We start from the raw sequence: 24,328 nt of genomic DNA on the forward strand, positions 1-24,328 counted from the left end.
GAAACCGCCGAAATGCCCCGCTTAATAGTCTCCGTATAGATCGATGTTCTTCCGGGCCTTGTCAAAAAACGACGTGATCCCTTTTTCGTCGCCTTTCAGGCTCTCCGGGTGCTCGACTATCCAGGAGCATACATAAGGAATCCGTTCTTTGGGGCTCAGGTAGAGCATGCACCTGAAATCGTACCTCCTGCCGAAGGCAAGATTGGGAGTCACCCTGTTCACCTTGACAGTGAATGCATAGACAGAGCTCTTTCCGTCTCTGCCGGGCATGAGCTCCTCTTTCTCAATTTTTCCCAGGCTTTTCATGATATCATTTTTCACCGCAGCCAGCGCGCTCGATAAGGTATTCCCCTCCCTCTTTTCCAGCCTGACGAAATAACAGAACTTTTCTTTCTTTGAGCCTTGTTCTTTGAAACAATAAAAAAATGGCTTATTCCCTGAAGGTCTCTGGAGATACTCATAGGGAACGGACTCTCTCACCCATCCCGGAGCAGGATCGACAATGGGCTTCATAAGCGGCATCAGCAGGAATACCGCTGCAAAAATGAGAGCGGCAACGAGAGCGATGAGAGATCTTCTTTCCTTCTTTCTTCCCGAGCCACTTTCCGCCTTCTTCTCCTTATCCGGTTCTTTTCTGCCGCCCCGCTTTACTTTTACCACTTCATAGAGGGGTGGAGGGGATTTATCACTGCCGCGGTGTGACCGGCGCATTGCGTCAATTGACTGATGCCGTTTTTCGGGGTCCGGCGCCAGCGCTTTCATTATCACCTCTTCCGTATTTTCTGAGACCGCGGGGTTTACCGCGCGCACGGGCTCAAACTCAAAAGTGAAGGAGCCCTGATGCGATGCATTGGTAAGAAGGTAATGAAGGGTTGCCCCTATGGTGAAAATATCGGAGCGCTCATCGGTCTGCTTCCCTCCATAATGCTCCGGAGAGGCGGTAATTATGGAGCCCATCAGCAGGGTATCCTCGGTCCTGAAGTTCTTGTAGACGCGTGCTATCCCGAAGTCAACGAGGTGGATTCGCCCCGCATTGTCCTTGATTATATTGTGAGGCTTGAGATCCTTGTAGATGATGGGCGGGGTCTGCCTGTGGAGGTATTCAAAGATATCATAGAGCTGATCCGCCCAGTCCAGCGCCACCTTTTCATTGAGGAACACCGCGCTGGTGGCGGTCCCGAGCTTGTCGAGAGGGGTCACGAGCTTATCAAGGCTCTGCCCTTCGATGAATTCCGTGACAAGATAACAGTGCCCTTCTTCCTGGAAGAAATCCACAAAGGCGACAATCCCTGGATGGCTCAGGCGCTCAAGCATTGATTTTTCCTGGGAGAGGGAGAGCACCCGCATGGTATCGGCGGCATCCACTTCTTTGAGCAAATACTTCTTCTCATCCCTCTGCCCACGGTAGCATATGCTCATGCCTCCCCTGGTAAAGTACTGTACATGGTAAATCTCCTTCAGAAGGGTACCTTCAGGGAGGACCAGCAGAAGATTATGATCCTTGTCTTTTGCTCCATCAGGGGCAGGTACGCGCTCTCTCATCGTGCTCCTCAGGAATCAGGTCCTTCCATGAAACTGCAGTCCTCTCCTGCCCTCTCCGAAGGGACCTGAGCTCGTGGACCTGTTGTTGAGTCCTGTAATTGCAGGTCAGCAAAGTATTGCTCGTAAGATATTGTAGCAGATTCCCGGGCTTTTGAATAGATTCTGTTTCCAGCGGCAAAGTGAACGAACAGGTGCTTCCCTTCCCGGGCTCTCTGTGCGCCCTTCTCAGAAATGGAGCATGAAGCTGCAGAGCCAGGATTCGACCGCGTCGGTGTTTCTCCCTGAGAGAGTCCTCTGGCGCCCTATGAAGACGGCAATGCTCTCGCCTGCCGCCCCGACACCCGCTACCAGATTCAGCGACTGGCTGCCCGTCCAGGGGAGCGCGTGCCCGTTCACCGTCATGTCGCCCTGAGTGAAGCCGTTCAGCTCCAGCAGAATGCTCGAGTGTTCCGTGATGAAGCACTCGGCTGCGAAATCGTAGTTCAGGGAGGGAGCGTACCGCGTTTCGAAGCCATCAATCCGGCATGGGAGAGGGAAATTGGCGATGACATCGGCGTGAAGCAGGAAGGGCTTCGCCTTCTTCGTCAGGTTGAGCCCGATGCTCGGATCGAAGGATCCGGTCCCCATATAATCTGTCCCTAAGGCGCCGGGGTTCAGGCCCTCATACTTTCCCGTGGGCAGCTTCAGCTGGAAGAAGAGGCTGCCCTCCGGGAGGAACCGGCCCTCACGCAAGAAATGGCGGCGGTAGACCAGGGCGGTGTCTGCGAGTCCGGAGGACGAAGCGCTTCCCCCCCCTTCAATGCTGCGGCAGCTCTGCTGATAGTTGATCAGGGCGGCCAGTTCATCACGGTCGGTGAGGCCATATTGCAGGAAGAGCTGCTGGATGGAGAGCTGCTTCGATCCGCCCTCCGGCAGGTCCAGGAACTGGCCGTCGGAGTCGAAGATGCCCTGGACCGTGTGAAAGTAAAGGAAGGGCTGCACCACCAGAGTGCCTTTCGCGCAGAGGGGAGCGGGCCAGGCGTTGAAGGGCCCGGTGGAGACGGGATTCCATTCCCCGGTCTGGCCGAGAGCGGCTCCGCAGAGGAGGAGCGCCGCCAGGACCGCAAGAGCCGCGGTTCTTATCCATGTGCTCGACAAAGCATTGACCCATCCTTCTTCATGGAGGTGTAAGTCTTGTTCGCTTCAAGGAGAGGATATCCTCCACCGCAGTCAGGATTGAATGCCATGGCCTGAGGCAGAGCCTCGGAAAAACATGCCCGCGGCGCCGCCCTCATGCTCTGTGCGCCTCCATGACCTCTTGACCGCTCTTTTCTCCCCCTTGCCGGTGACTCATTGCGAAGACCACCATGCTTTTCTATAATTGAAGCCAGGAGAATGAGGATACCGCGATTCACAGGCGGAGAAACGACCCGTTCCGGGATAAAGCACTGAGGAGGAAGCAATGAATACCGTCATCCACGCACCAGCACATCCGCCCCTGCCGATGTCATAGGCATTGACGAGCTTGTCAATGAGGGATCCATTCTCACCTATTCGGTGGAAGACGGCAGCCTCACAGTCTATGCGAGCTCCAGGGAGGCCGCTGAAGAGCTCAGCAGGCTGGTCCGCAAGGACGACCTCCGGGGCAGCACAGGGTCATGAGAGCATAGTCTGCGGCCTTCACCGTCTCTAAGAGCGTTTTCAGCATCATTGTTCCGGAGACTCTCTGTTGATTTCCGGATCAGAGAGTCAAGCTCATTCATGGTGATGATACTCCCAATGGGCCCAGTTGGTGACTTGTTCGTTCTCCTTTTCCTTCTCCTTCTCATTCTCTATTATAGGCTTGTTAAAATTCACCATGTGCTGTTCATCACTATCACGGTTAAGCAGCAGCCTTAACAGGAAATAGATTCCAATGGCACAGACGATACACAGGACAAGAATTGACACTGTTTTATTCCCCTTTCCCTGCAGACTGTTCTGCATATTGAGCGACTTGCGCATTTCTAGTCCCTCTTATGCCCTTTGAACGAATTCTCGAGCTGATGCCTGATTAACGCGCCAGGCATTTTGCTCCCGCCTTCCGTCGGCCTCCGCAGAAATCATACAAGTAATTTCCGGAAAAGTCTGGAAATCTCCTGGCGAAAAACGGTGAAAGAATGAGGATATACCCTGGGAATCATCCTCTTACAACGACACATTGAATGAAAAGAGAGCGCTTGTGGTGGCATTGCCTGGCATGAGATTGAGCCTAAAGGCACCTTTTTGATATGATCACCACAGGGGGCCGGATTAAAGTTTTATCCTTGAATCAAAGAGCTGATGCGCCGACGGACCACCCTGCCCTCCGATGAGCCGGTCGTCTGACCTCACCCAAGGAGCTCCCTGACTTCCGTCAGGGCCTGCCGGGCTTCGTCCGCGGTCTCGTGGCCTTTTCCCAATGCACGCTCGTAGTGCTTCACGGCACCCTCGAGGTCCTGCCCGGCCTTCTCGAGATCGTTCGCGCCCCTGTGCAGCCTGGCCCTGCTCTCAAGGAGCCGGGCTTTTTTGAAGGTTATATCGCGCAGCTGGTCGTCGCGAGAGGCCCCCTGCATGGACTTTTTCAGCTTTTTCTCCTCCCTGGAGAGGAACTGCAGCACTATATCACCTGCCGGGAGCCCGAGCCCGGGCTTTCCCAGCCTCATGGCGAGCCACTCACTTTTGAGGGCCGTTCTCAGGGCTGCTTCAGGGGAGGTTTCAGCCCTGCCATCCTTCAGCGCCTCGAGGGCCCGCGCCGAAGCTTCGATGGCTACCTCGTCATGGCCACCCTCTCCGGCCACCTGGACAAGCACGAGCAGCGCTTCCTGGACTTGGTCCCAGTCATCGCCCGTGAATTCTGACATATAATCCACCTGGTCCCGGGCTATCTCTATTGCGTCCTCATGGTTGCCCAGCCTCCCCTGGCACATGGCAATCCTGAGGGCGATCTCAGCCTTGTCAAAGGAGGGAGGGGGATGAAGCCTGTCGAGCTCATCATAGAGCTTCTGCCAGAGCTTCAGCGCCTTCCCGTAATTTTTCCTGTCGAGCATCTGGAACGCGGCTTCCTCTGCAAGGGCCGCCATCTCATCAGTGTACATAAATTTCTTCTTTCAGAAAACCGTAAAACCCGGCTTCCCCTCGCAGGGCGTCAACGGAGTTCCGAATTCCTTAATTTTGCCTGCATTTCCGGAGTCAATTGTTTGACAAGCTCTGCATTGTATGCACCAGAAGAGGGTGAGTATATCTGATAGCGGTTTCAATCCCCCAGAAGCCCAGTTCAGGATGGCTTTCGTCAGGTGATTTAAATGGGGTAACTACTCCTATCGGTATGTGCGCAGCGATGATCATAAGCTTCCCTTCACCTGACCCTTATCAAGTTCCTCTACAAGCCAGCTATAACGTTCCTGATCAAGAGAGCCAAACGCATAGGGGACGCCAAGATTGGGATCGTCCTGCCTCTAGGTATCGTCGAGCACAATAGAAATCGGGTATCCCTGGATCTGACTTTGCTGCGTGTCACCGCTTCCTGAGTTTCCTGAACTTCCTGAGTCTCCCGAGCATCCCGTTGAAGAGAAAATCAGCGTGCCCATCAAAAAGATCACGCAGACTTTTTGAATTCATACAATAGTTTCATAAAATTCCTCCCTGGTCAATTATATCTCTTTTCTTGGTGAAAACTTTTTTACCTTTATAAAACATCGTTTCCGAGAGGGGTAAGAACGTACGACCGGAAGGCCACATCTGGCCATGGTGCGCCCTGATTTCTCGTCGCCATGCAGGAAGGGAAGGGCGCGGTTCTACGATGTCGTGAAGGACCGCCTCGCGGGCTCGACCCCATGGCTTTGCGCCTGCAGCAAAGATAGCATCCCCGAGGGGGCAGCGCAGGCGGCGTGGGCTCCCGGCGGCACAGAGCTCTATGCCTCGTCGGGCGGCAGGGAAGTCCTGGTGCTCTCGGCGGAGAAAGGGGCACCGGCGCAGAAGGAACCCCCGCCGACGGAAAACCGGTGATATCGTCGTGGTAAAGAGGTCGGAGAGGCTATCCGCCGCATAAGGTTCTTTCTGTTTACCCCCCGGCAATATCGCGGCAACTTTCCGGTAACATTGCTGAAGTAGAATGGAATCAGCCCTTCATGGCAGAGGGCCCGTGATTCCTGCCGCATTTCTCCCGGTACCGGGAGCACCGGAAGGAGACCGCCAATGGACTTCCTCGAGCACATCTGCTCCATGCTGAAATGCTTCATCTCTGTCGGGGAGCCCCATGCCGACCCTGAGCATGAGCCCTGTGACGCCGGTGAAGATGGAGGAGAAGGCTCCGCCGGCACGCTCTATTACGCATATATGCCGGAATCAGGCGATATGGGCGGGAACCGTGACAGGGGCTGCGAGGAGGCCGGCGGCGGCCCCGAAGAGGATCCCGGCGGCGACCTCGCCGGGAAGGCCCTCATCCGCACGCTTTCAAACGAGGAGCTCATCAGCGCCATGGTCTCCTATTCTCCCGACCTCTCGACAACCCGCTTCATCGTCAGAGAGCTTGCCCGTATCAGCAGGAAAGCGCTTCTCACGGTGCACCGCCACGGCGTGAACATTGTGATACTTCCCACGGAATGCTCGCCTTACAAGGTTGATATCGACGGGAAAGTGCTGCTTGCCCCTCATGTCACCTACAAAGGCCGCTCCTACGAGGACCTGAGCTTTTTTTCCTCCGACCACCGCGTGATTCTTCTCCGGGAATCATGGGCTGCCTACGCTTCAATCCACGAGTTCGCCCATGCCTTTGATCACGCCTATTCGGCACGCAACAGGCTCCCGCAGCAGCTCTCCCTCTCTCTCTGGATCCGGTTCAGCTCCTCGCGCCGGGGATTTGTATCGAGCTACGCGGGGACCAATCACCAGGAATACTTCGCGGAAAGCTTCGCCGCCTTCTATGACCTGTTCCAGAGGGAAGAGCTCCGGAAGCTGGATCCCGCCATGGAGCGGTTCCTGTCGGAGCTCCTGGAAGATGAGTAGCAGGAGCGGGTCTTCCGCCTCACCCTCACATTCCCCTGCCGCGGGAGAAGCCTTGAAGCCGTTGGCTTCAGCCCTGCGGTGAAGGGATTTTATCTCTCACGGGGAAATAAGTGAGCCGAGGGGGGAGCATGTTCGGCTTACTGAGGCCCTGTTTTCAACGTCTTGATGAAGGCTCGCGAAGCTTCTACAATATGCATTACTGCGGCTGCTGCCGGGCTCTCATTGCGGAGCTCGGCCTTTCTGCAGCTTTTTTCATCAATTACGAGATCACCTTCCTCTCCCTTGTGATAAGCGCTGTGCAGGGCAGCTCTGCGGGAGCCGGGGAGCGTCCCGTCAGGGAGTTCCGCTGTCCCGTCATGCCGCTCCGGAAAAAGAAGGCTCTCGACTTCGGAGAGAGGGCCCGTTCATACCTTGCCTCGGTGACCCTCTTGCTGGTGGAGTCGAAGCTCAGGGATGATGGTGAGGACGAAGGCGGCGTGATGCCAGGGCTGCTCTTACGGCTCATCTCCGGAAAGGCGCGGAGGGCTGCGGCATCCCTGAAGACCTTTGATTTTCCCCTCCTGCTCTTCCAGGAGTACCACCACAGACAGAAGCACTGCGAGCAGGATGAGAATTCAACGGCAGAGCAGCTTGCCGATCCTACGGCATCGCTGGTGGCAGAGATTTTCCGCTGCAGCGCCTCAGTCTGCGGGGCTCCGGACCGCGGGGAATCACTCTATCGGCTTGGCTATTCCGTGGGCGCCTTTGTGTATCTCCACGATGCGATTGAGGATTACGCAGCTGATATCAGGAGAAAGCGGTTCAATGCCCTTTCCCGGGCACGGGCAGGAGGAGATGAGCGCGGCTTTTTCGCCGCGCGCGACGGGCATCAGGCAACAATGAGGGCTCTGCTCGGCATCATTGCCGATGAGCAGATGATGAGAATATTCGAGGCCATCATCGCACCGCGTGAGCGGAGCGCGAGGAGGATGGAGTCATGCGGAGCAGAGGAGCAGCGGGGAAGAAAGAAATTCAGGCCTTTCTCGCTGCGCTTTGCAGAGAGAGGAGCCTGCATCTGCGACGGCTGCGACATCGCAGTATGCTGCTCTGACTGCTGCACCAATTCGGCCTGCTCGGCGGCCTGCGATTCCTGCGCCTGCTGCGGCACCTTCAACTGCGACGAGAGCTGCTGCGGCAACAGGGGCGGCACCAGAGGGGACAGCGCTGCAGCCCCTCCTGCCGGCCCGGACGGTGACTCTCCCGGTGAACCGGGAGGCGGCGCACCTCCCCTCTGAGCTCAAGACGGGAGATATTTCCATGGGCGATCCGGAAAAATTCACTTATGAATGGACACCTGATGAATTACTGGAAGAGAAACAAATAGATCTTGAGCGATAAAATCAGCACCGCAAAACCGCATAAAGGCCCCGTAAGGGGCTTCTAAATTTCACGCAGGAGCTCCCCGTGAAATTCTGAAAACAGTTGTTTTCATTCCCCCTCTCCCTCCCGTGCCTCCCCGTCCTGCCGCAGGAGGCCATTTCTCTGCACTGGGGAGCCTCAAAGGGCCGCCTGGCGGAAAAACCGTAAAAAGAGCCTCTCGGACCCTCTGACGGCCACCTGGCGACGACCTTCAATCCCAATAACCACAAGCTTTCAGGCAGTCACATCTTTTGACTTTTACCATTCAATAAGATATAATTAATATAAGAGATACATAAGTTTCTTCTTATCCATATTGATGAAAGGAGGATCATTGTGAATACCGGGGCGATCCGCGAGTATCCCGGCTACGAGGCCGCCATGGAGGGCGGGCAGGTCTTCAAGGCACACCCCGGCCTCCCGCTGGTGACATACGGCGCCGACGAGGTGCTCTCGCACTCGAACTGCCGCCACATCTTTCGCGATCTCACCGCGGAGGTCCTGGACTGGAACCTCTGGTGCCTCTCCCATGCCGGGGTCACACTCGACCTTCTCATCGGGGAGGCCCTTCTCTCTCTCAGCGGGCAGCTCGAGAGGCTCGGCTACGTGAAGATCTCGGACTTTGTGCGGGAGGAGCTGGGGATCTCTTCCAGGAGCTGCTATGAGCTGATGCGGAACGCGAAGGCCCTTCAGAAGCTCCCCCTCATCAGGGAAGCTCTTGAAAAGGGGCACCTCCGCAAGAGCGCGCTGCGGCATCTTTTCCAGGTAGTGACGCCCGAGACCGAGGCGGAGTGGCTCTCCAAGGCCATGTATTCCACCATAAGAGAACTTGAAGAGGAGGTGAAGAATTTTAAAGCCGGCGCCGGGGAGGCCGGCACAAGGGATGGTTCGGGGGATGCTGAAGGCGGCCCCGAGGGGAGCGGCATCAATGCCTTCGTCGCCAGGAGTGATTACGAGGAGGACACAGGGAGCCTCGCGGTAAGCGCGCGGGTTCCTTTTTCCGTTGCCGCGAAATGGGATCGGGCCCTCGAGGTCTTCCGCAGGATCGAGGAGGCGGAGCTCCCTTCGGAGAGCTTCGTGGAGGCCCTTCTTGCGGAGTTCGCCGCTTCGGCGCCGCTCGGGGGTATCGGGGATCCTGGCACAACGGTGCAGTCTCCGGAGGATTCCGATTCCGGGACAGGGAAGCCTGAGGCTCGGGAGGCCGCGGGAGCTTCTCTCTGCCGCTCGCAGGGGAAAGACTCCCAGGGAGCCTGCGTCACCCACGGCGAGGGGGCATACTCTCGGAATAGCCTTGATGCTTCCGGCACCAAGGAGAACGGAACCGATCCCGCCATCGAGAAGAAAGCCCTTCTCCTTGGCGCCCTGGCGGGTGCCATCGGCTCCCTCGATGACGAGGCCTCCTTCGGCGAGCGGGACAAGGAGCTTGCCCGCCAGGTCCACAAGGATCTCGAAGAGGTGTCGCACCTCTGGGAGTTTTTGCCCTGGAAACCTGTCACGGTGGAGCTTCCTTCGGAGTTTCAGGCTCCCGGGAACCACAGGCCTGATGCCGATACCGCCGTCACTCCCGACAGCACCCTTGTGCGTCCTCCCGCCGATCCCTTCGAGACGGTCGCCCGCCTCCGGAAGATGGCTTCCCTGCGCCACTCCCTCTCCTTCTACCAGGGGAGGCTCCTTCGGACTCTCAACAATTTCGGGCTCTACAGGGACATGCTCTTCCTCTCCCTCGGGCACTATACCAGGGAGCGCCTGGGGATGTCTCGCAGCACCGCCTATTCCCTCATCAAACAGGAAAGGAGTTATCTGGAGTATCCCGATATGCTGGACCTTGTGCATGAGGGGAAGCTCACCCCCGAGCAGGCACGGCATCTTGCCAAAGTCTTCAATGAGGGGACCCGCGTCAAGGGGGCGTGGCTCTCCTACGCCCAGGAAGTGCCGGTGGCCACCCTCATGCAGGCCGTCGAGGCGTTCCTCCGCTTTGCGAAGAGGGCGGTACACAAAAAGTGGGACATCGCTCCCGAGGCCTTCGAGGTGGCCGTCACGGGGAGATCCGTCAAGAGGCTCCCTGCCCCTGCTTCTAATGGCACGGAATCCAATGGGGATAAGGGTTCGGATGCCGCAGTCCAGATTTCCGCACAGCAAAAAACAAGGGAAGGGGGACATAGTTCCGGGGGAGCCGTCATCTGGGAGGTCACCCAGGGCGGGGAGCACCCTGAACTCCCCGAGATCGCCGCTATCCTTTCCGGGGAGACACACAAAGACGGAACCTTCGGTTCAAATCCCCAGGACAGGGGTGCCCTCATCGGCTTCTTTTTGAAAAGGGACCTCATACCCCTCTGGAACCATGCGGTGAGGCTCTGGGGCGGAGAGGACCTCGCCCTCTTTATCGAGACCCTTCTTGATGCCTTCCTCGCCGCCTGGGACCACCCCGAAAAAAGGGATCTTCACCACCGCGTCCTCGCCCGGGACAACCACCAGTGCCAGGTCCCTGGCTGCCGGTGCCGGCGCAATCTTCACGGCCATCATATCAGGTACCGCTCCCATGGCGGTCCCGACACCGAGGGCAATCTCATCACCCTCTGCATGGCCCACCACCTTCGGTGCGTCCACGAGGGCCACCTTGTCATAAGGGGCACGGCGCCTCACAGCCTCACCTTCATCTTCCCCCGCGGCGGGAGAGGCCGCTGATTCCCTGAAGCAAGGAGGGGATGGGTTACGTCGCCGCTGCCCTGTTTTTCTTTCTGCCCGTTATGGTGGTGGAGGATGCGAGAGGGGCTGGACCAGGCGCTCGACAGCGGAACTGCAGGAAAAGGGGGGTGGTTGTTGAAGAAGCACGAGAGTTCATTTCGGAAAGATACCTGGATCGCATTGATTTTCTCACCTGTGGTCAACAAGGCGGGTCTGCAGCTGAACAGCAGCTTCAGACCTGAATTGAACTATCTCTCAGTCTGAAAGGAGCGAACATCATGAGCACAGACAGCAAGACCCATGAAACGGGCGGGGCTCACCTGCAGAGGGGAGGCAGGATCACGTCGAACCGGGACTGGTGGCCGAACCAGCTGCGGCTCGAAATCCTGCATCAGCATTCCTCCAGGTCCAATCCGATGGGCAAGGGCTTCAACTACGCTGAAGAGTTCAAGAGTCTCGATCTGGCGGCGGTGAAGAAGGATCTGCGGGCGCTGATGACCGACTCGCAGGACTGGTGGCCGGCGGACTTCGGACACTACGGACCTCTGTTCATCCGCATGGCGTGGCACAGCGCCGGCACGTACCGCACCGGCGACGGCCGCGGCGGTGCAGGGAGCGGGAGCCAGCGCTTTCCTCCCCTCAACAGCTGGCCCGACAATGTCAATCTCGACAAGGCGCGCAGGCTCCTCTGGCCGATCAAGCAGAAGTATGGCCGGAAGATTTCATGGGCAGACCTGATGATCCTCACCGGCAACGTCGCTCTGGAGTCGATGGGATTCAAGACCTTCGGCTTCGCCGGCGGGCGGGAGGACATCTGGGAACCGGAACAGGACACCTACTGGGGCTCTGAAGAGAAGTGGCTGGATGACAGGCGCTACTCCGGCGACCGGGCTCTGGAGAATCCGCTCGCTGCCGTGCAGATGGGCCTGATCTACGTCAATCCGGAAGGCCCGAACGGGAATCCGGATCCGATTGCTGCGGCGCGGGATATCCGCGAGACCTTCGCACGCATGGCAATGAATGACGAAGAGACCGTTGCGCTCATCGCGGGCGGCCACACCTTCGGCAAGACCCATGGCGCCGGCGATGCAAAGCATGTAGGGCCTGAGCCCGAAGCTGCCGGCATCGAGGAGCAGGGCCTCGGCTGGAAAAGCAGCTTTGGCACGGGCAAAGGCGCTGACACGATCTCCAGCGGCCTGGAAGTCACCTGGACCAGCACGCCGACGAAGTGGGGCGACAACTTCTTCAGGACCCTGTTCCGCTACGAGTGGGAACTGACGAAGAGCCCTGCCGGCGCGCACCAGTGGAAGCCGAAGGCAGATGCAGGTGCCGGCACCGTGCCTGCTGCCCATGACAGCTCAAAGCGTATCGGGCCTGCCATGCTCACCACCGACCTCTCCCTGCGGTTTGACCCCGCCTACGAGAGAATCTCCCGGCGCTTCATGGAGAACCCGGATCAGTTCGCAGACGCCTTCGCCCGCGCCTGGTTCAAGCTGACGCACCGCGACATGGGCCCCCGCGCGCGTTATCTGGGGCCGGAGGTTCCCGCGGAGGAGCTCATCTGGCAGGACCCCATTCCTGCCGTCAACCACCCATTGATTGATGAAAAGGACATTGCCTCCCTGAAGGACAAGATCCTGGCTTCAGGCCTGTCCGTGTCGGAGCTGGTCTCAACGGCCTGGGCGTCGGCATCCACGTTTCGCGGATCTGACAGGCGCGGCGGTACGAACGGCGCCCGCATTCGCCTTGCACCGCAGAAGGATTGGGAAGTCAATCAGCCGGCCCGCCTCGCGAAGGTCCTCAAAACCCTGGAGGGCATCCAGAGCGCGTTCAACAGCGCCCAGCCCGGCGGGAAGAAGGTCTCCCTCGCCGACCTGATTGTGCTTGCCGGCTGCGCCGGTGTCGAGCAGGCAGCGAAGAATGCCGGCCACAAGGTGACGGTTCCCTTCACGCCGGGACGCATGGACGCCTCGCAGGAGCAGACTGATCCGGTATCCTTTGCCGTGCTCGAACCGGCCGCCGACGGGTTCCGCAACTACCAGAAGACCAGGCTCCCGGTATCGGCCGAGGAAATGCTCGTTGATCGAGCGCAGCTGCTGACGCTCACCGCGCCCGAGATGACGGTTCTCCTGGGCGGCATGCGCGTCCTTGGCACCAACTTCGGGCAGACAAAGCACGGCGTCTTCACGAAGCAGCCCGAGGCCCTCACCAACGACTTCTTCGTGAACCTCCTCGAAATGGGCACGACATGGAAGGCGGTATCGGAAGCCCGGGACCTCTTCGAAGGGCATGATCGCAGGACCGGTGAGCTGAAGTGGACCGCCACGCGTGTCGATCTGATCTTCGGCTCCAACTCGCAGCTGCGGGCCCTGGCGGAAGTCTACGCATGCGAGGACTCCCGGGAGAAGTTCCTGCACGACTTTGTCGCAGCGTGGAACAAAGTCATGCACCTTGACCGTTTTGACCTCGCCGGATCATAGCCTGGACATCTTCGAGGGCTTCTGACTGGCGGCGAGTCCCAAGGCCACGTATTCCACCCAGGGGGGTAATGGAATGGAAATGATTGGCGCCCATCAGGCGGCACTGCTGAATACTCCTGCGGGAATCCATGAGGTCGTGGATCATGAAAATGACTGTGCCCGGGCTATTGAGAAAGATATGATTGAATTCTCCAGGAAAAAGAAGGCTCCCGCCGACGCCGGGACAAAGAGGCTCGCGGAGCGTGCGGGGGCAGGCCCCGGTGTGTCAGAGAACAGGTCATTGCAGCCGGTGAATACGGAGGAAAAGCTCGCCCAGGTTATCAAGGGCCGCGAAGTGGGCCAGATTGAGGTGGGAAGCCCCTATGTGGGAATAGAAACGCATCACAGCTCCATTCAGCTCAACAGGATAAGCTTCTATTACCCTGTCGCGAACAGCATCGATGTATCAAAGGATTACTGGAACCGGGGCGATTACCCCGTCCTCACCTTCGGCCTGAAAGTGGGAGACCGGGCAGCGGAAAAGATTGGCGACAAGCCTTTTGACTGCACGCTTACCCCCTATTCGGCAGTCTTTGAGCGGAAGGATAGAGAAAAGACAGTCGCCGTTTCTTACAGGTTCTGCAAAGATAAGCCTGCCATGGTCATGGAGATGGAAATAACCAACAATTCCGGCCGCGTTCAGGAGCTCAATCTGGATTCCTGCCTTGAGACATCGATCCGCACAAGCAGCACTTTCGCGCGGCTCAACAAGCCCGTATCCCGCTATGACGCGAAAAACCGGGCACTGTATGCCACGTATGAAGAGCCTGAGACCCGGAATGCAGTTATCTTCGCGGCGAATGCAGGAGATCCCCCTTCAGGGTATTCTGCTGAAAACAAGCAGACCGGCAATCCCGCGGCGGCCTTTCATTACAGAAAAACCCTGAAGCCCGGCGAAAAGATGAAAGTCATCCAGGTGACAGGCTCGTGCAGAAAAGGCGAGGAGGAGGGAACAGTCCGATACCTTCTCGGCAATTATCAGAGAGAGATCGCGCTCTATGAGCAGTCCATCCTGGACAAAGTCCATGGGGAAGGCAGGATTGAGACGGGCATCGCGGAGATTGACACGACCGCCCTCTGGGCAAAAGGCATTCTCGCGGCAAACGCCCATTACATAGATGGGCAGATCAGGCCAATGCCCTGCCCTGCCGAGTATAATTTCTATTTCACCCACGATGCGCTTCTCACCGACCTGGCGGCAGTCAATTTTGATCTCCCCCGCGTAAAAAGGGATCTCCTCTACACCGCTCTGCACGCCAATTCCCAGGGAATCATCCCCCATGCCCGCTACTGGAAGGACGATCATTTCGAGACCGAATATGCGGGCAGAGACAACTGGAACCACTTCTGGTTCCTCAATGTCTCTGCCCGGTACCTCCGGCATTCCGGCGATGTGGATACCCTTAAGAGACTCTACCCCCTCCTCCGGAAGAGCGTCACGCAGTCGCTGATCAATAAGCATGATGACCTTATCTGGGCTCACAGGCCTGACTGGTGGGACATAGGAAACAGCTTCGGCCCGCGGACCTACATGACAGTCCTTGCCATACGATCCCTCAGGGAGTTCGCCTATGTGAGCACCGTGCTGGGAAAAGACGCCAAGAAGATTAAAGAGTATGAGGATATGGCCGACAGGATGCAGGAAAAGCTGGAAAAGAAGCTCTGGGACAAGGACCGCAGCTATCTCATGAACTATTTCAGCGATGGGAAAAAAGACACCCACTACTACACAGGCTCTCTGCTGGCAGCCCATTTCGGCCTTCTCGACGGCAGAAAGAAGGAGGCACTTGTCAATACTGCCCGGTCAAAGCTCCTGCAGGAAGACACAGGCATATACAACGTTTACCCCATGGACTTTCATACCCTTGGGGATTATCTCCATTTTTCCGGGAACGAGGCCGGCGACCCTTACCGCTATATGAACGGAGGGATCTGGTATCACGGCAATGCGTGGTACGCCCTCGCCCTTATTGCTGCAGGCAGAAAAGAGGATGCCTTGAAGTTCATCCAGGATATCATGACTCTTGAAGGCATAAAGAGCGGGCCCCACGGCCAGCCTGCGATGTACGAGTGCAGAAACGGGAACAGCGGCGATCCTGAAGTCTTTGGAGAGGTGGACAAGCCTCATTTCCTCTGGGCAGGCTCCTGGTACCTCTATTCGCTCTACAACCTCTTTGGCCATCATGAAAACGAATGGAACATCTCCTTTGATCCTTTTCTGGCGAACGGTCAGAAAGGCACACGCTACACGGTATCCCTGAAAGGCAGGCCGGTGACGGTTGACATCACCGGCTCCGGGAGATATATCAGAAGCATCAGGTATGACGGTGCCCCCTGCCCTTCCGCCGTGGTCCCGGAGGGTCCTTCACCGGGGAAAAAGGTCGAGATTACCCTCGGCGCACCGGAAACGCCCTACCTTGCCTCTGCCGGTTCAATGGTGCACAGCCCCCGGTTCGATCCCGCCAGAAACACGATGGAGCTCTCTCTTTCAGCTTTCCCCGGGCATTCCAGCGAAGCCAAGTTCATATCACCGCACCCGCCGAAATCTCTCGCGATCAACGGGAACGAAACGAAAGAAGGCTGGAGCGTAAAAGAAGAAGATGGAGTGTACAGGATAAGGCTCAATTTTACGCAGAAACATGCTGATGATGTCATCAGCGTGCAGTTTCAGGAGCCTTCAGTCCCCCTGCCGCACACCGGGCTCTGCAGAACAGAGTAAGATCCGGGAGCTTTCCCGGGGTCAAAGGCATAGTGCTCGCCGAATTTCAACACCTGGAGCCACTTCTCAAACCGGGCCCGAAAGTACCGCGGCTTCTCCTTGAGGGCAGGGGGCTGAAGGATGTGGCATGACCCTGGATGAATATTCTAATAGCCCATTGAGCGGGGGGGCGAAATATCTCCAGCAGCAGGGAGTGCCGTGCACTTACCTGCCTGTTGACATCAGCACTGCCTTTCTTGAAATTGCCGCCAGGGCAATGGCGCCCTTCGTGGCGCGCATCTGTCCAATCCACGCGACATTCGAAACCTGTTCGGGCCGTATCCCTTCCAGTGCATACGAGCACACTGCCTACTGCATGATCGGCCTCACTTTCATGAACTTCATGCCCGACAGGATCCTGCCCCTCCTGAAAGAAATATCCCGCGATCAAGGCCGGTAATCATAGCGGGCGATTATTTTCCCAAAAAGTGGACTAAAAGGCAATTTTTTGATACAATCTCCTCAGCCTGCAGAATCAGATTCATGCCAGCCGCTGATTCCCGGCCATTCTGGAAAAGGGGAGGAAAAAGTGATTCACCCTGAAAGCAAGGCTCCTTCAAATGATGCTCCGGCGGTCACCATTGTTTTTTTCGGATTGGGGGCAGTCGGAGCCAGCATGCTGATCTGCCTGGCGGAGCTGGCAGAAAGAGACGGGATAGAAGTCCGGTTCCTTGTCTTCACCATAGATCCGGCGGGGGCACAGGATGCCTTATACCATGCCGAGGAATTCATGAACCGGATAGAGCTGGCGGGCGTGCAGAGCTTTGACCCGGTGCTTGCCTGCGAGCCTCCTTATGACCGCATGCTGGATGGAGCATCTCTTCTGGTCAATGCGGCACTTCCGATATTCAATGATCCCCTTATTGAGCTCGGGATGCGCCTTGGAGTGCATACCGTCGATCTGGCTGCCGACATGTATACCTTGGAAACTTCAAAGTCTCTCACCTTTTCTCAGTATGCCTATGACCGTGAATTGCGGGAGCGGGGGATCACGGCTCTTATCAATATGGGGATATCGCCCGGGATTACCAACTTCCTTATCGGCGAGCATATCAGATACCTGCGGGGAACGGGACGAAAAGAGCTGAGCATAGAATCCGTTGACCTGTATCTGCTGGAGGACATCGATGCCGATACGGTGATATTCTCATGGTCTCCCGCCATTGCCCTGGAGGAGCTGTCTCAGCATCCGCGGCATCTCTGCAAGGGAAAAATGGTAACCTCTGCGCCGTTTACCTACGCGCGGGACTATACATTTCCCCATGAACAGCGTCCCTGCAGGCAATATCCTCTCTATCAGGAAGAGCTCCTTTCACTCCACCGATCTTATCCGGATATCGAGACTATCCGGATCTTTACCGGAGGGTATGAAGTGGAACTGGTGAAAGCTCTCTATCAGCTGAATCTGTTTTCCAAGGCCAGTGTGGGTAACAATTCCGACCTCACCGTCGATGCGATTGTGCGCGCGGTGATGCCCGGAATGAAAAAGCCCCGCCGTATTGAAGATCTTTTGAGGTCGGGCGTTATCCGGCGGGCACATTTTTGCGCCGTCGCAGAAATCAGGGTCAGAGAGTTTGTGCGGAATGAGCTTCAGACAAGTATTCAGACTATCGGTTTAAGTTTTTTGCGGTATCACGGGCTTTTGAATACGCCTTATGCGGGTGCCACCTACATTTCGTACCCTACCGCCGTGGGCGCGGCGATTCTCACATGGCATACCATCTGCCATATATGGGAGTCGGGAGAAGCTCTCGGCGGAGTAGTCACGGGTGAAGAGCTTGCAGGGCTGCTTCCGAGGGAGCGCATTGACGCCGTACGCCGCGACCTTGTAGGGTGGGATATCAACCTTTTCGAAAGCGTCCGGGATGCGGAGGATTCCTGATTTTCAGAGCCATCTGCCGTACAGAGACTCCCGGAACTGCCCCGCAGTGCCGCTTCCGTCTTTCCATGACTGCTAAGGCTGAAGCTTTTCTTTCTTTTTAGGGAGCTTTACCCCGTCTATGGTGACCCATTCCTCGTCGATTACCACGCCGGCATCGCCTTCGTCTGCGGATTGAGAGCGGGGAGAGGGAATGGTAAAGTCAGAAGAGTAGCAGTGAAGGTCTGAAGGGGAGGTGATGCCGAGCAGGGAAGGCCGGACCTGAATGAGGATATTACCGCCGTCGGTGACAGCAAACTGGGATATCGCGTTCTTCATCCTGAGCTCTCTCAGTATTTCACCGCTTCTGGTGTCCACTGCGCAGAATCTTTCGCGGGCAGAGAGGAAGAGACTGTTCTGCCTGACGACCGCGCTTGAATATCTCTCCAGTTCGTCTGAGCGGAGCTCTGTTGACCACTTCGGCCTGCCCGTGGCAGGATCCAGTGCTTCAATCCTTGACCCTCGCGCCACAAAGGGAGTGCCGTCATCGCCCAGAGCCTGCAGGCTGGAAAAGAGGGTGAAGTCGCCGGGGACCTGCCATCTGTCGCTCCCAAAAGCCATGTCGATACAAAACAGGGTAAACTGAGGGCTCCTCGCATAAATCTCCCTGTCGGTATGGGCAATAATCTTCAGATCTCTTTCATCGCTTTTCCAGATCGTTTTGCCTGACACCGCGTCTTTCCTGATCAGCGTGCCGCCGGAATCCTTGTAAACGATGCTGCCGCCCGTTATCAAGAAGTCCGAAAGGGCTGGCCCCTTTGAACTCCAGAGAATTTTTCCTTCCCGCGAAAGATGGCAGAGGTTTTCCGTGGTGCTTGCGAATACGGAACCGTCGGGCATTGCCCCGATAACCGCCACATAGCTCTCGTCTTCGGAGATCTGCATGGTGACTGAGCCTTTTGTGCTTCCGTCACTGCCGTCATGGATCGAAAACCCCCTGGCATGCCGGATAAAAATCTCTCCCTTGTCGTTAAGGAGGAGCGTGTCATGGGGAAACAGCTCATTGCGCCACTTTTCGTTTCCGGTGGCTCCATCAAGCACGATGCACCGGTCAATGCCATCGCCGCTATTCTTGAGCTGAAGAAGCGCTTTGCCATCGAATTCCAGGCTGTCCCTGTTATTGCCGGTATAGCCCCTTATCTCTTTTTCCCAGATGATTTTTCCTGTCGCTTCGTCAAGCCGGGAAATATGATCCTTTGAGCCGAGAAAAATGCTGTTGCCTCCGGCTGCGATGATGGCGTTATCGCTGACTATTGCATTGGGCAGGGACTTTGTCCATAAAGGGCCGGTCTCATTGCTCTTAAAAATCTCATTGATGATGGCCTGACTTATCACCCTGCCGGAGGAAGAGGTCGCTTTCCCCGTTAAGGTGACCGGGGGAGAATCTTCCCTGTCCGCCTCTTCCATTCAGACCCGCGGTGATCATGCACCATCGGGACGTCCTTCAGGATGAAAGCGGTCCCACCACGTCCAGGCGGGCCATATCCCGGAACACTGCATGGCAAACGCAAAGCGGGCCACGTTCCAGAGCTCGCCGGGATCCTCCCTCGCGAGCTCAAGGGTATCATCCTTCACGGACAGACCGATGACTTCAACCCACCGGCTGCCGAAGCTCCGGCAGCATTTCATCACGCGCTCCGCTTCTCCGGTATCCCGCGCCTTGACCTTCCCTTCCTCGAAGTACGCGGAGAAATCCACTGCCCCGGCGAGGGAGGCGCACTGAACGGGGGGGAAAGCGTGGGTGACGGTCACAATGCCTCTCTTCAGGATGCCCCGGAAGCGGAGACTTCCCTCGGATTCAGTTCCGCCGTAATTCCCGAACACCAGCTCCAGCAGGGTTCCCTGCGGCATTCCGGCCAGGGATGATGAGATTTTCTGCAGATCAGCGGCCAGGGACAGCTTGTCCCTGGGCCTGAGGCTCAGCAGCATCCTGCCTCCCTGAGCTTCAATCCCGAGACTGAAAGTGGGAGCGAGGCCCGGATTCTCCAGGATTTCCCCTTCGGGCGGCTCCAGGAGCATGACCGCCCACACTGTTTCATTGAGCCAGGAGGCTATCCTGGCAAGATGGTGGAGGGATGAGAGAGGCAGTCCCACAGGGCCGCCCTCCAGAGGCGACACGGCTTCAGCTACAGATTCAAGCAGGTGAGACGCTTCAGGTGACTGTGGACGCCAGGGGGGGCGGGACTCCCGGCCGGGCTCAATGCCTGCTACCGGAAGGCCCGTGGGGAAGCGCTCCGGAATGCGTGCATTGGCCGCGGCGCTGAACCAGCCATTGAAATCACCAGGGAGGGCAGGCGGGTCACGCTCCAGGGGGGAGAGGCGTACCAGGAAATCTATGGTGGGGCTTTTCTCAGCCTCTCTCTCCAGGCTCATCTCTTCAGCGGTGTTCTGCAGGGCTTCCCAGTCATGCTCATGGCCGGGATCCTGCTGCGGGTAGCACAGGAGGCGATATTTCAGCCAGGCTGGCATGGGCTCGTCCCCGCGAGTGCGCCTGAACCAGGCGCCCAGGGCCTCGCTTCCCTCGGCCGACTCCAGGCATGCCCGCCCGTTCACCCCTGTAAGGAGGGTATGGATCTCCACCAGATACTCTCCCGGCGGTATGTCAAGATACCGGACATGGTCGCCGCCATCCCTGGTCTCAGGGTCCAGCCCGCCTTCAACGGCAAGGCATCCGTCAGGCACCTGCAGTTTCCACACCAGTTTCCCGATCCATTGCTCCTCCTCTTCCTTCTCGAGGTCCCCGAGGACCACCCGGACACGGAAGCTGTCGTCCTGCACCAGCTCCACGGGAATCACCAGGCCTTCTTTCACTTTTCCGGGGAGATCCTCCAGGAGCCCGCGGCGGCTCAGGCCGCCCATCCCCCTCGAATGAAGGCAGAATCCGCCGGCTTCGTTGTAGAGGTAGAAGTCTTTTCTCACGGTTACCTCCCTGCGATCAAGGAATCGATCCTCATGATGGCGGGAGATTCACCGTGCACAATCGGTATCCCTGTCAGTGAGGAGAATCGAGCTGGAAGCCGAAGGCCACCCGGGCGGAAAGCAGGCTTCTCTCCGCGAATCGATAAAGCGCTTGTTTTGCCCGCCTCAACCGCGTGCTTCTTGTTAAGCACACGCAAAGCCTTGGGCAGGCAGATATCTCACTCGGTCCGCTCCTTTTGGTTTTCTCATTTCTCACGCTGAAAAGGCGGGCGGCATGTGAGTATCTTATTGCACGACTATACTGAATCGGATACTGAACACTTCAGTATGGCACAGTTTTGATGCTTCTTTGGATATTGCCATGAATGCTGCCTGCGTGATGCATTACAGAGCGGAAGTGCAGGCGTAAGGTGGCAATTGCCTCTGTAAGGAGGATGGAGGACTTCCTGAAAGAACTTGTACACCCATGGTCTGATAATATATGATATCACCGACAGAAGAAAAGGAAAAGACTCTATGCAATGCCGACGATGTGGTGCTGATGCCGCCCGGGATGCCCGGTTCTGCATACTCTGCGGCTCCTCCCTTGAACCTGAGAGGCAATACTGCATCTCATGCGGAAGATTATGTCGTGCTGGCGCGCGCTTCTGCGACAAGTGCGGCAGGACTCTTGCAAACGGTGATTCTCAGGCTGAGCCGAAGGCAGTTGAAATATCTGTCTCTCCGACAATGAAGGGGCAGCAGATTCATGAGAAAAGGGGCCGCTTCAGAGCTCTGCCCCTGCTGACAGTGCTTTTCGTCATTGTCGGTCTCTTTTTGCTGGTGCTCTATCTTCTAAGCAATACAGGAAGCAAAACGATGACTCTGGGGTCGCCGCGCCATCTTACCAGCAACGCTGTGTCAGAAAAAGGATGTGTCATTAATGTCTCCGGAACCGGCACAAAGATGGATGGTCTCTGCATCACGGTGCCATCTGGAGCTTACAGGAAAGAAACGGTTTTTGAGCTAAGCATGGCGGAGATCAAATCCCACCGTTACGGGAGTCTTTTCAACGCCGCCACGCCACTCATCTCCATAAAGAACGGGGGGGGCTTTTCCGAAAAGCCCATAACGCTCCGTATCCCTGTGAGAATATCAGATGATGAGGCGGCTCTGGCCTTTTTCTATGACCGTGAGAGCGGAAGCCTCGAAGGCATCCCTTTTGCAGGCTATGACAGCATATCTCTCACCGCCGTAACCGCCCATTTTTCTGACGTGGTGGTCTCAAAGGTAAAAAAGGGACGGATTGTTGACAGCATTGATACAGGCTTCAGGCCGGGAACTGACGATTTCCAGATGCCCAACTATGGATCATATGCCAGGCCAGATGGACATTGTGCCGGCCAGTCGATTGCCGCCATGTTCTACTATCTCTTCAGGGGAAGGATAGGCTGGGACACACCGCTTCACGGTCTTTTTGACAATAACGGACACGAAAGCACACCTCTGCTGTGGCAGGATGATTCTCTGGCCATACGCCTCTGCTCGGCTGTTCAGCACGAGCGCGTTGCCTTCACAGGAGTGTCCAGAAATATCGATTGGCAAGGAGCGGCTGGTAAAGATGACGAGGCGACATATTACGCTTTTGCCTATGCCATGCAGCTTACAGGGAATCCTCAGTTCATGCGCATAGAAAGCTCCAAAAAGGGAGGCGCTCACGCCATCATTGCATGGAGTGTCACCAGAGAAGGCATCGATGTTGCCGATCCCAATTTCCCGGGCAAAAGCAGGCGCATTCTTTTTGAAAGAGCACCCCGCAAAGCATTCAAGCCATACAGCTCAGGTGCTGATGCCGGAGATGTCTCGCAGGGGAAGACCATATATGACCGCATCGGCTATCTGGGGCTTTTCGCCCTGATCAACAGAGAGAGGGTCCGGAATCTCTGGATGATGCTCAAGGAAGGCAGGGATCCAGGAAAAGATATCTTCATCCCCGATATGGAGCTTGTTGCGGCAACAGGGATCGATTCCAATGGCAGGTTTGTGACAAAGCCTCTGAAGGATGTCCTGGAAGTAAACCTCCAGGACATGCTGCAGATCGATCCTGATGGCAGGGGAGAACTCTGGATCACAAACCCTCTCAATTACGATGCCAGACTTGTCTTTTACCGAAAGGACAAAATGATCTGCTCTTTTGACAATCTCTCAGAGAATCAGGGGAGATGGGCTCCCATCAAGCTTGAAAGAGGAAAGAACGATCTCGGAGTTCTTTACCTGCGCATCCCTCCCGGGCTTGACAAATACAAATACGTCAACTTTAACAGGTACATGGTGAACTTCATTGCTCCTGGGTTAAAAGTGGAGCCTCACCAGGCAAAGAGTGCTCCCGGAGAGGGAATAAGCTTCAATGCTTCCGTTGAGGGTGGTCCCCAGAAGCCATGGTTCAGGTGGGATTACGGCGATGGAACAGAAATCGAAGGCACAGCCTCCCACGTGGAGCACCTCTATGAGAAAGAAGGTTTGCACAGGGGATCTGTCACCTTGATGGACCGCGCGAATCCTTCCCGGTCAATTGGAAGGGCTGAGTTTGTGGTGACGGTCTCCTCTGGTGTCGTGAAGCACGAACCAGGTTTCCGGGAAAAGAAGACTGCTGCAGACATTCCTGCGGCGTCCCTCCACATCAGGCCGGAAGATTTTGCATGGTACAGGCCTCTGCAGAGCCTCACCGAGCGGGAGGAAAAACTCATGATCGCCCCTGGAAGGCCTGCTGTGCCGGCAAAGACAGGCATGTGGGGAAACAGCAGCGACTATTGCTACTTCCTCCAGAAATTCCATGCAGTTTTCCAGGATAGACCCGGTGTGGTTGAAGACAGGGATGCCAGGACCGCTACGGTGGAGTTGACGGTTACTGCCGGCACCAATGTGGAGAACAGATATAAAAAAGGTGAGTATGATGAGAAGGGACTTGAAAGGCAGAATTTCAGCAAGGATGGAAGCCTCAGGGTTACAGGCAGTTATGACGGTGAGGGATGGCCGCTGCTATTATCATACAGGGCGAAGATCACCGGAGATACTCTGGTAACAGGTATCTGGGGCTATGCCAAGGGGATGGAGATCCACGTGACAATTCCCAGCAGAGAAGAATGCGCTCCGGGAAAGGATGAGATGCTGCGCCTGGTGGCTTCCTGGCTTGAACGACTTCCTGATATAAGCGTGGTCTATAAAACGCATATCAGGTAGGGGAGGGCAGGCAATGCCCGTAATATAGTATTCTCTTTTGGTAACCGTTCAGGAGGTGCCCAGCTCTTGACCTCAAGAAACACAAAGAAGATATTTCAGGATCAAGACTTGGATCGGGAAATTTTAAGGAATCAATGACGCACATCACCTGCACTTCACAATCAACCAGAGGGAACCGGCAGGAGAGACGGAGCAGGTTTCCCTATTGCGTGGGCTTTGACCCCATCAACAAGAAAATTCATGAGCTTGAGTCCCTGCCGCCTGCAGGTTTCGGCAACCGTCAGGTCTAGGGCCACCCCGGACCAGAGCCAGGCCGGAAAGGACTCCAGGTTGCACCTTCTGGAAGCTCTGCGCGTGTTACCTTTC

At 56.6% G+C, this 24,328-nt stretch carries 16 protein-coding genes; 10 read left to right on the top strand and 6 right to left on the bottom strand.

Going from position 1 to position 24,328, the window contains the following annotated elements:
• Positions 1–21 precede the first annotated feature (21 nt).
• The 4 genes from RDV48_26715 to RDV48_26730 all read right to left on the bottom strand — a co-directional run bounded on the left by RDV48_26715 (position 22) and on the right by RDV48_26730 (position 4,637).
• Positions 22–1,542: a serine/threonine-protein kinase gene (locus RDV48_26715; protein MDQ7826424.1), complete on the bottom strand. Its 1,521-nt coding sequence runs from the start codon at positions 1,540–1,542 to the stop codon at positions 22–24.
• A gap of 225 nt (positions 1,543–1,767) precedes the next feature.
• The gene (locus RDV48_26720; GenBank protein ID MDQ7826425.1) at positions 1,768–2,679 is read right to left on the bottom strand and encodes a transporter; all 912 of its coding nucleotides are present in this window, start codon (positions 2,677–2,679) and stop codon (positions 1,768–1,770) included.
• Between the two features lie 597 nt (positions 2,680–3,276).
• Complete coding sequence (locus RDV48_26725) at positions 3,277–3,525, bottom strand: hypothetical protein (GenBank protein MDQ7826426.1); 249 nt, start codon at positions 3,523–3,525, stop codon at positions 3,277–3,279.
• A gap of 365 nt (positions 3,526–3,890) precedes the next feature.
• Entirely contained in the window at positions 3,891–4,637 is a 747-nt protein-coding gene (locus RDV48_26730) for a tetratricopeptide repeat protein (protein ID MDQ7826427.1), read from the bottom strand.
• Between the two features lie 649 nt (positions 4,638–5,286).
• On the opposite strand from RDV48_26730, the gene RDV48_26735 reads away from it, so the two are divergent.
• The 8 genes from RDV48_26735 to RDV48_26770 all read left to right on the top strand — a co-directional run bounded on the left by RDV48_26735 (position 5,287) and on the right by RDV48_26770 (position 17,788).
• Complete coding sequence (locus tag RDV48_26735; protein ID MDQ7826428.1) at positions 5,287–5,547, top strand: hypothetical protein; 261 nt, start codon at positions 5,287–5,289, stop codon at positions 5,545–5,547.
• 189 nt (positions 5,548–5,736) lie between these two features.
• Positions 5,737–6,546 carry a hypothetical protein gene (locus RDV48_26740; GenBank protein MDQ7826429.1) on the top strand — a complete coding sequence of 270 codons (810 nt, stop codon included), beginning with the start codon at positions 5,737–5,739 and terminating at the stop codon, positions 6,544–6,546.
• Between the two features lie 128 nt (positions 6,547–6,674).
• On the top strand, positions 6,675–7,820 hold the full coding sequence (locus tag RDV48_26745) for a DUF5685 family protein (protein MDQ7826430.1): 1,146 nt from the start codon (positions 6,675–6,677) through the stop codon (positions 7,818–7,820).
• A 460-nt stretch (positions 7,821–8,280) separates the two neighbouring features.
• The gene (locus RDV48_26750) at positions 8,281–10,629 is read left to right on the top strand and encodes an HNH endonuclease (protein MDQ7826431.1); all 2,349 of its coding nucleotides are present in this window, start codon (positions 8,281–8,283) and stop codon (positions 10,627–10,629) included.
• Between the two features lie 278 nt (positions 10,630–10,907).
• Positions 10,908–13,109 carry a catalase/peroxidase HPI gene (gene katG, locus RDV48_26755; protein MDQ7826432.1) on the top strand — a complete coding sequence of 734 codons (2,202 nt, stop codon included), beginning with the start codon at positions 10,908–10,910 and terminating at the stop codon, positions 13,107–13,109.
• A 73-nt stretch (positions 13,110–13,182) separates the two neighbouring features.
• The gene (locus tag RDV48_26760; GenBank protein ID MDQ7826433.1) at positions 13,183–15,867 is read left to right on the top strand and encodes an amylo-alpha-1,6-glucosidase; all 2,685 of its coding nucleotides are present in this window, start codon (positions 13,183–13,185) and stop codon (positions 15,865–15,867) included.
• A gap of 127 nt (positions 15,868–15,994) precedes the next feature.
• Entirely contained in the window at positions 15,995–16,306 is a 312-nt protein-coding gene (locus RDV48_26765; protein MDQ7826434.1) for an L-histidine N(alpha)-methyltransferase, read from the top strand.
• 129 nt (positions 16,307–16,435) lie between these two features.
• A complete protein-coding gene (locus tag RDV48_26770; protein ID MDQ7826435.1) occupies positions 16,436–17,788 on the top strand; it encodes a saccharopine dehydrogenase C-terminal domain-containing protein in 1,353 nt (450 codons plus the stop codon).
• A gap of 72 nt (positions 17,789–17,860) precedes the next feature.
• On the opposite strand, the gene RDV48_26775 is transcribed toward RDV48_26770, so the two are convergent.
• Both RDV48_26775 and RDV48_26780 read right to left on the bottom strand, forming a co-directional pair.
• Positions 17,861–19,231, bottom strand: a complete 1,371-nt coding sequence (locus tag RDV48_26775) for a PQQ-binding-like beta-propeller repeat protein (protein MDQ7826436.1) — start codon at positions 19,229–19,231, stop codon at positions 17,861–17,863.
• Between the two features lie 15 nt (positions 19,232–19,246).
• Positions 19,247–20,743, bottom strand: coding sequence for a hypothetical protein (locus RDV48_26780; GenBank protein MDQ7826437.1), 1,497 nt, complete (start codon positions 20,741–20,743; stop codon positions 19,247–19,249).
• A gap of 516 nt (positions 20,744–21,259) precedes the next feature.
• Here RDV48_26780 and RDV48_26785 point away from each other — a divergent pair.
• Together RDV48_26785 and RDV48_26790 are read left to right on the top strand one after the other, a co-directional pair.
• Positions 21,260–23,962, top strand: a complete 2,703-nt coding sequence (locus tag RDV48_26785; GenBank protein MDQ7826438.1) for a zinc ribbon domain-containing protein — start codon at positions 21,260–21,262, stop codon at positions 23,960–23,962.
• A 134-nt stretch (positions 23,963–24,096) separates the two neighbouring features.
• Complete coding sequence (locus tag RDV48_26790; GenBank protein MDQ7826439.1) at positions 24,097–24,252, top strand: hypothetical protein; 156 nt, start codon at positions 24,097–24,099, stop codon at positions 24,250–24,252.
• The last annotated feature ends 76 nt before the right edge of the window (positions 24,253–24,328 follow it).

This window comes from Candidatus Eremiobacterota bacterium, from assembly GCA_031082125.1.
Classification (GTDB): domain Bacteria; phylum Vulcanimicrobiota; class CADAWZ01; order CADAWZ01; family Ess09-12; genus Ess09-12.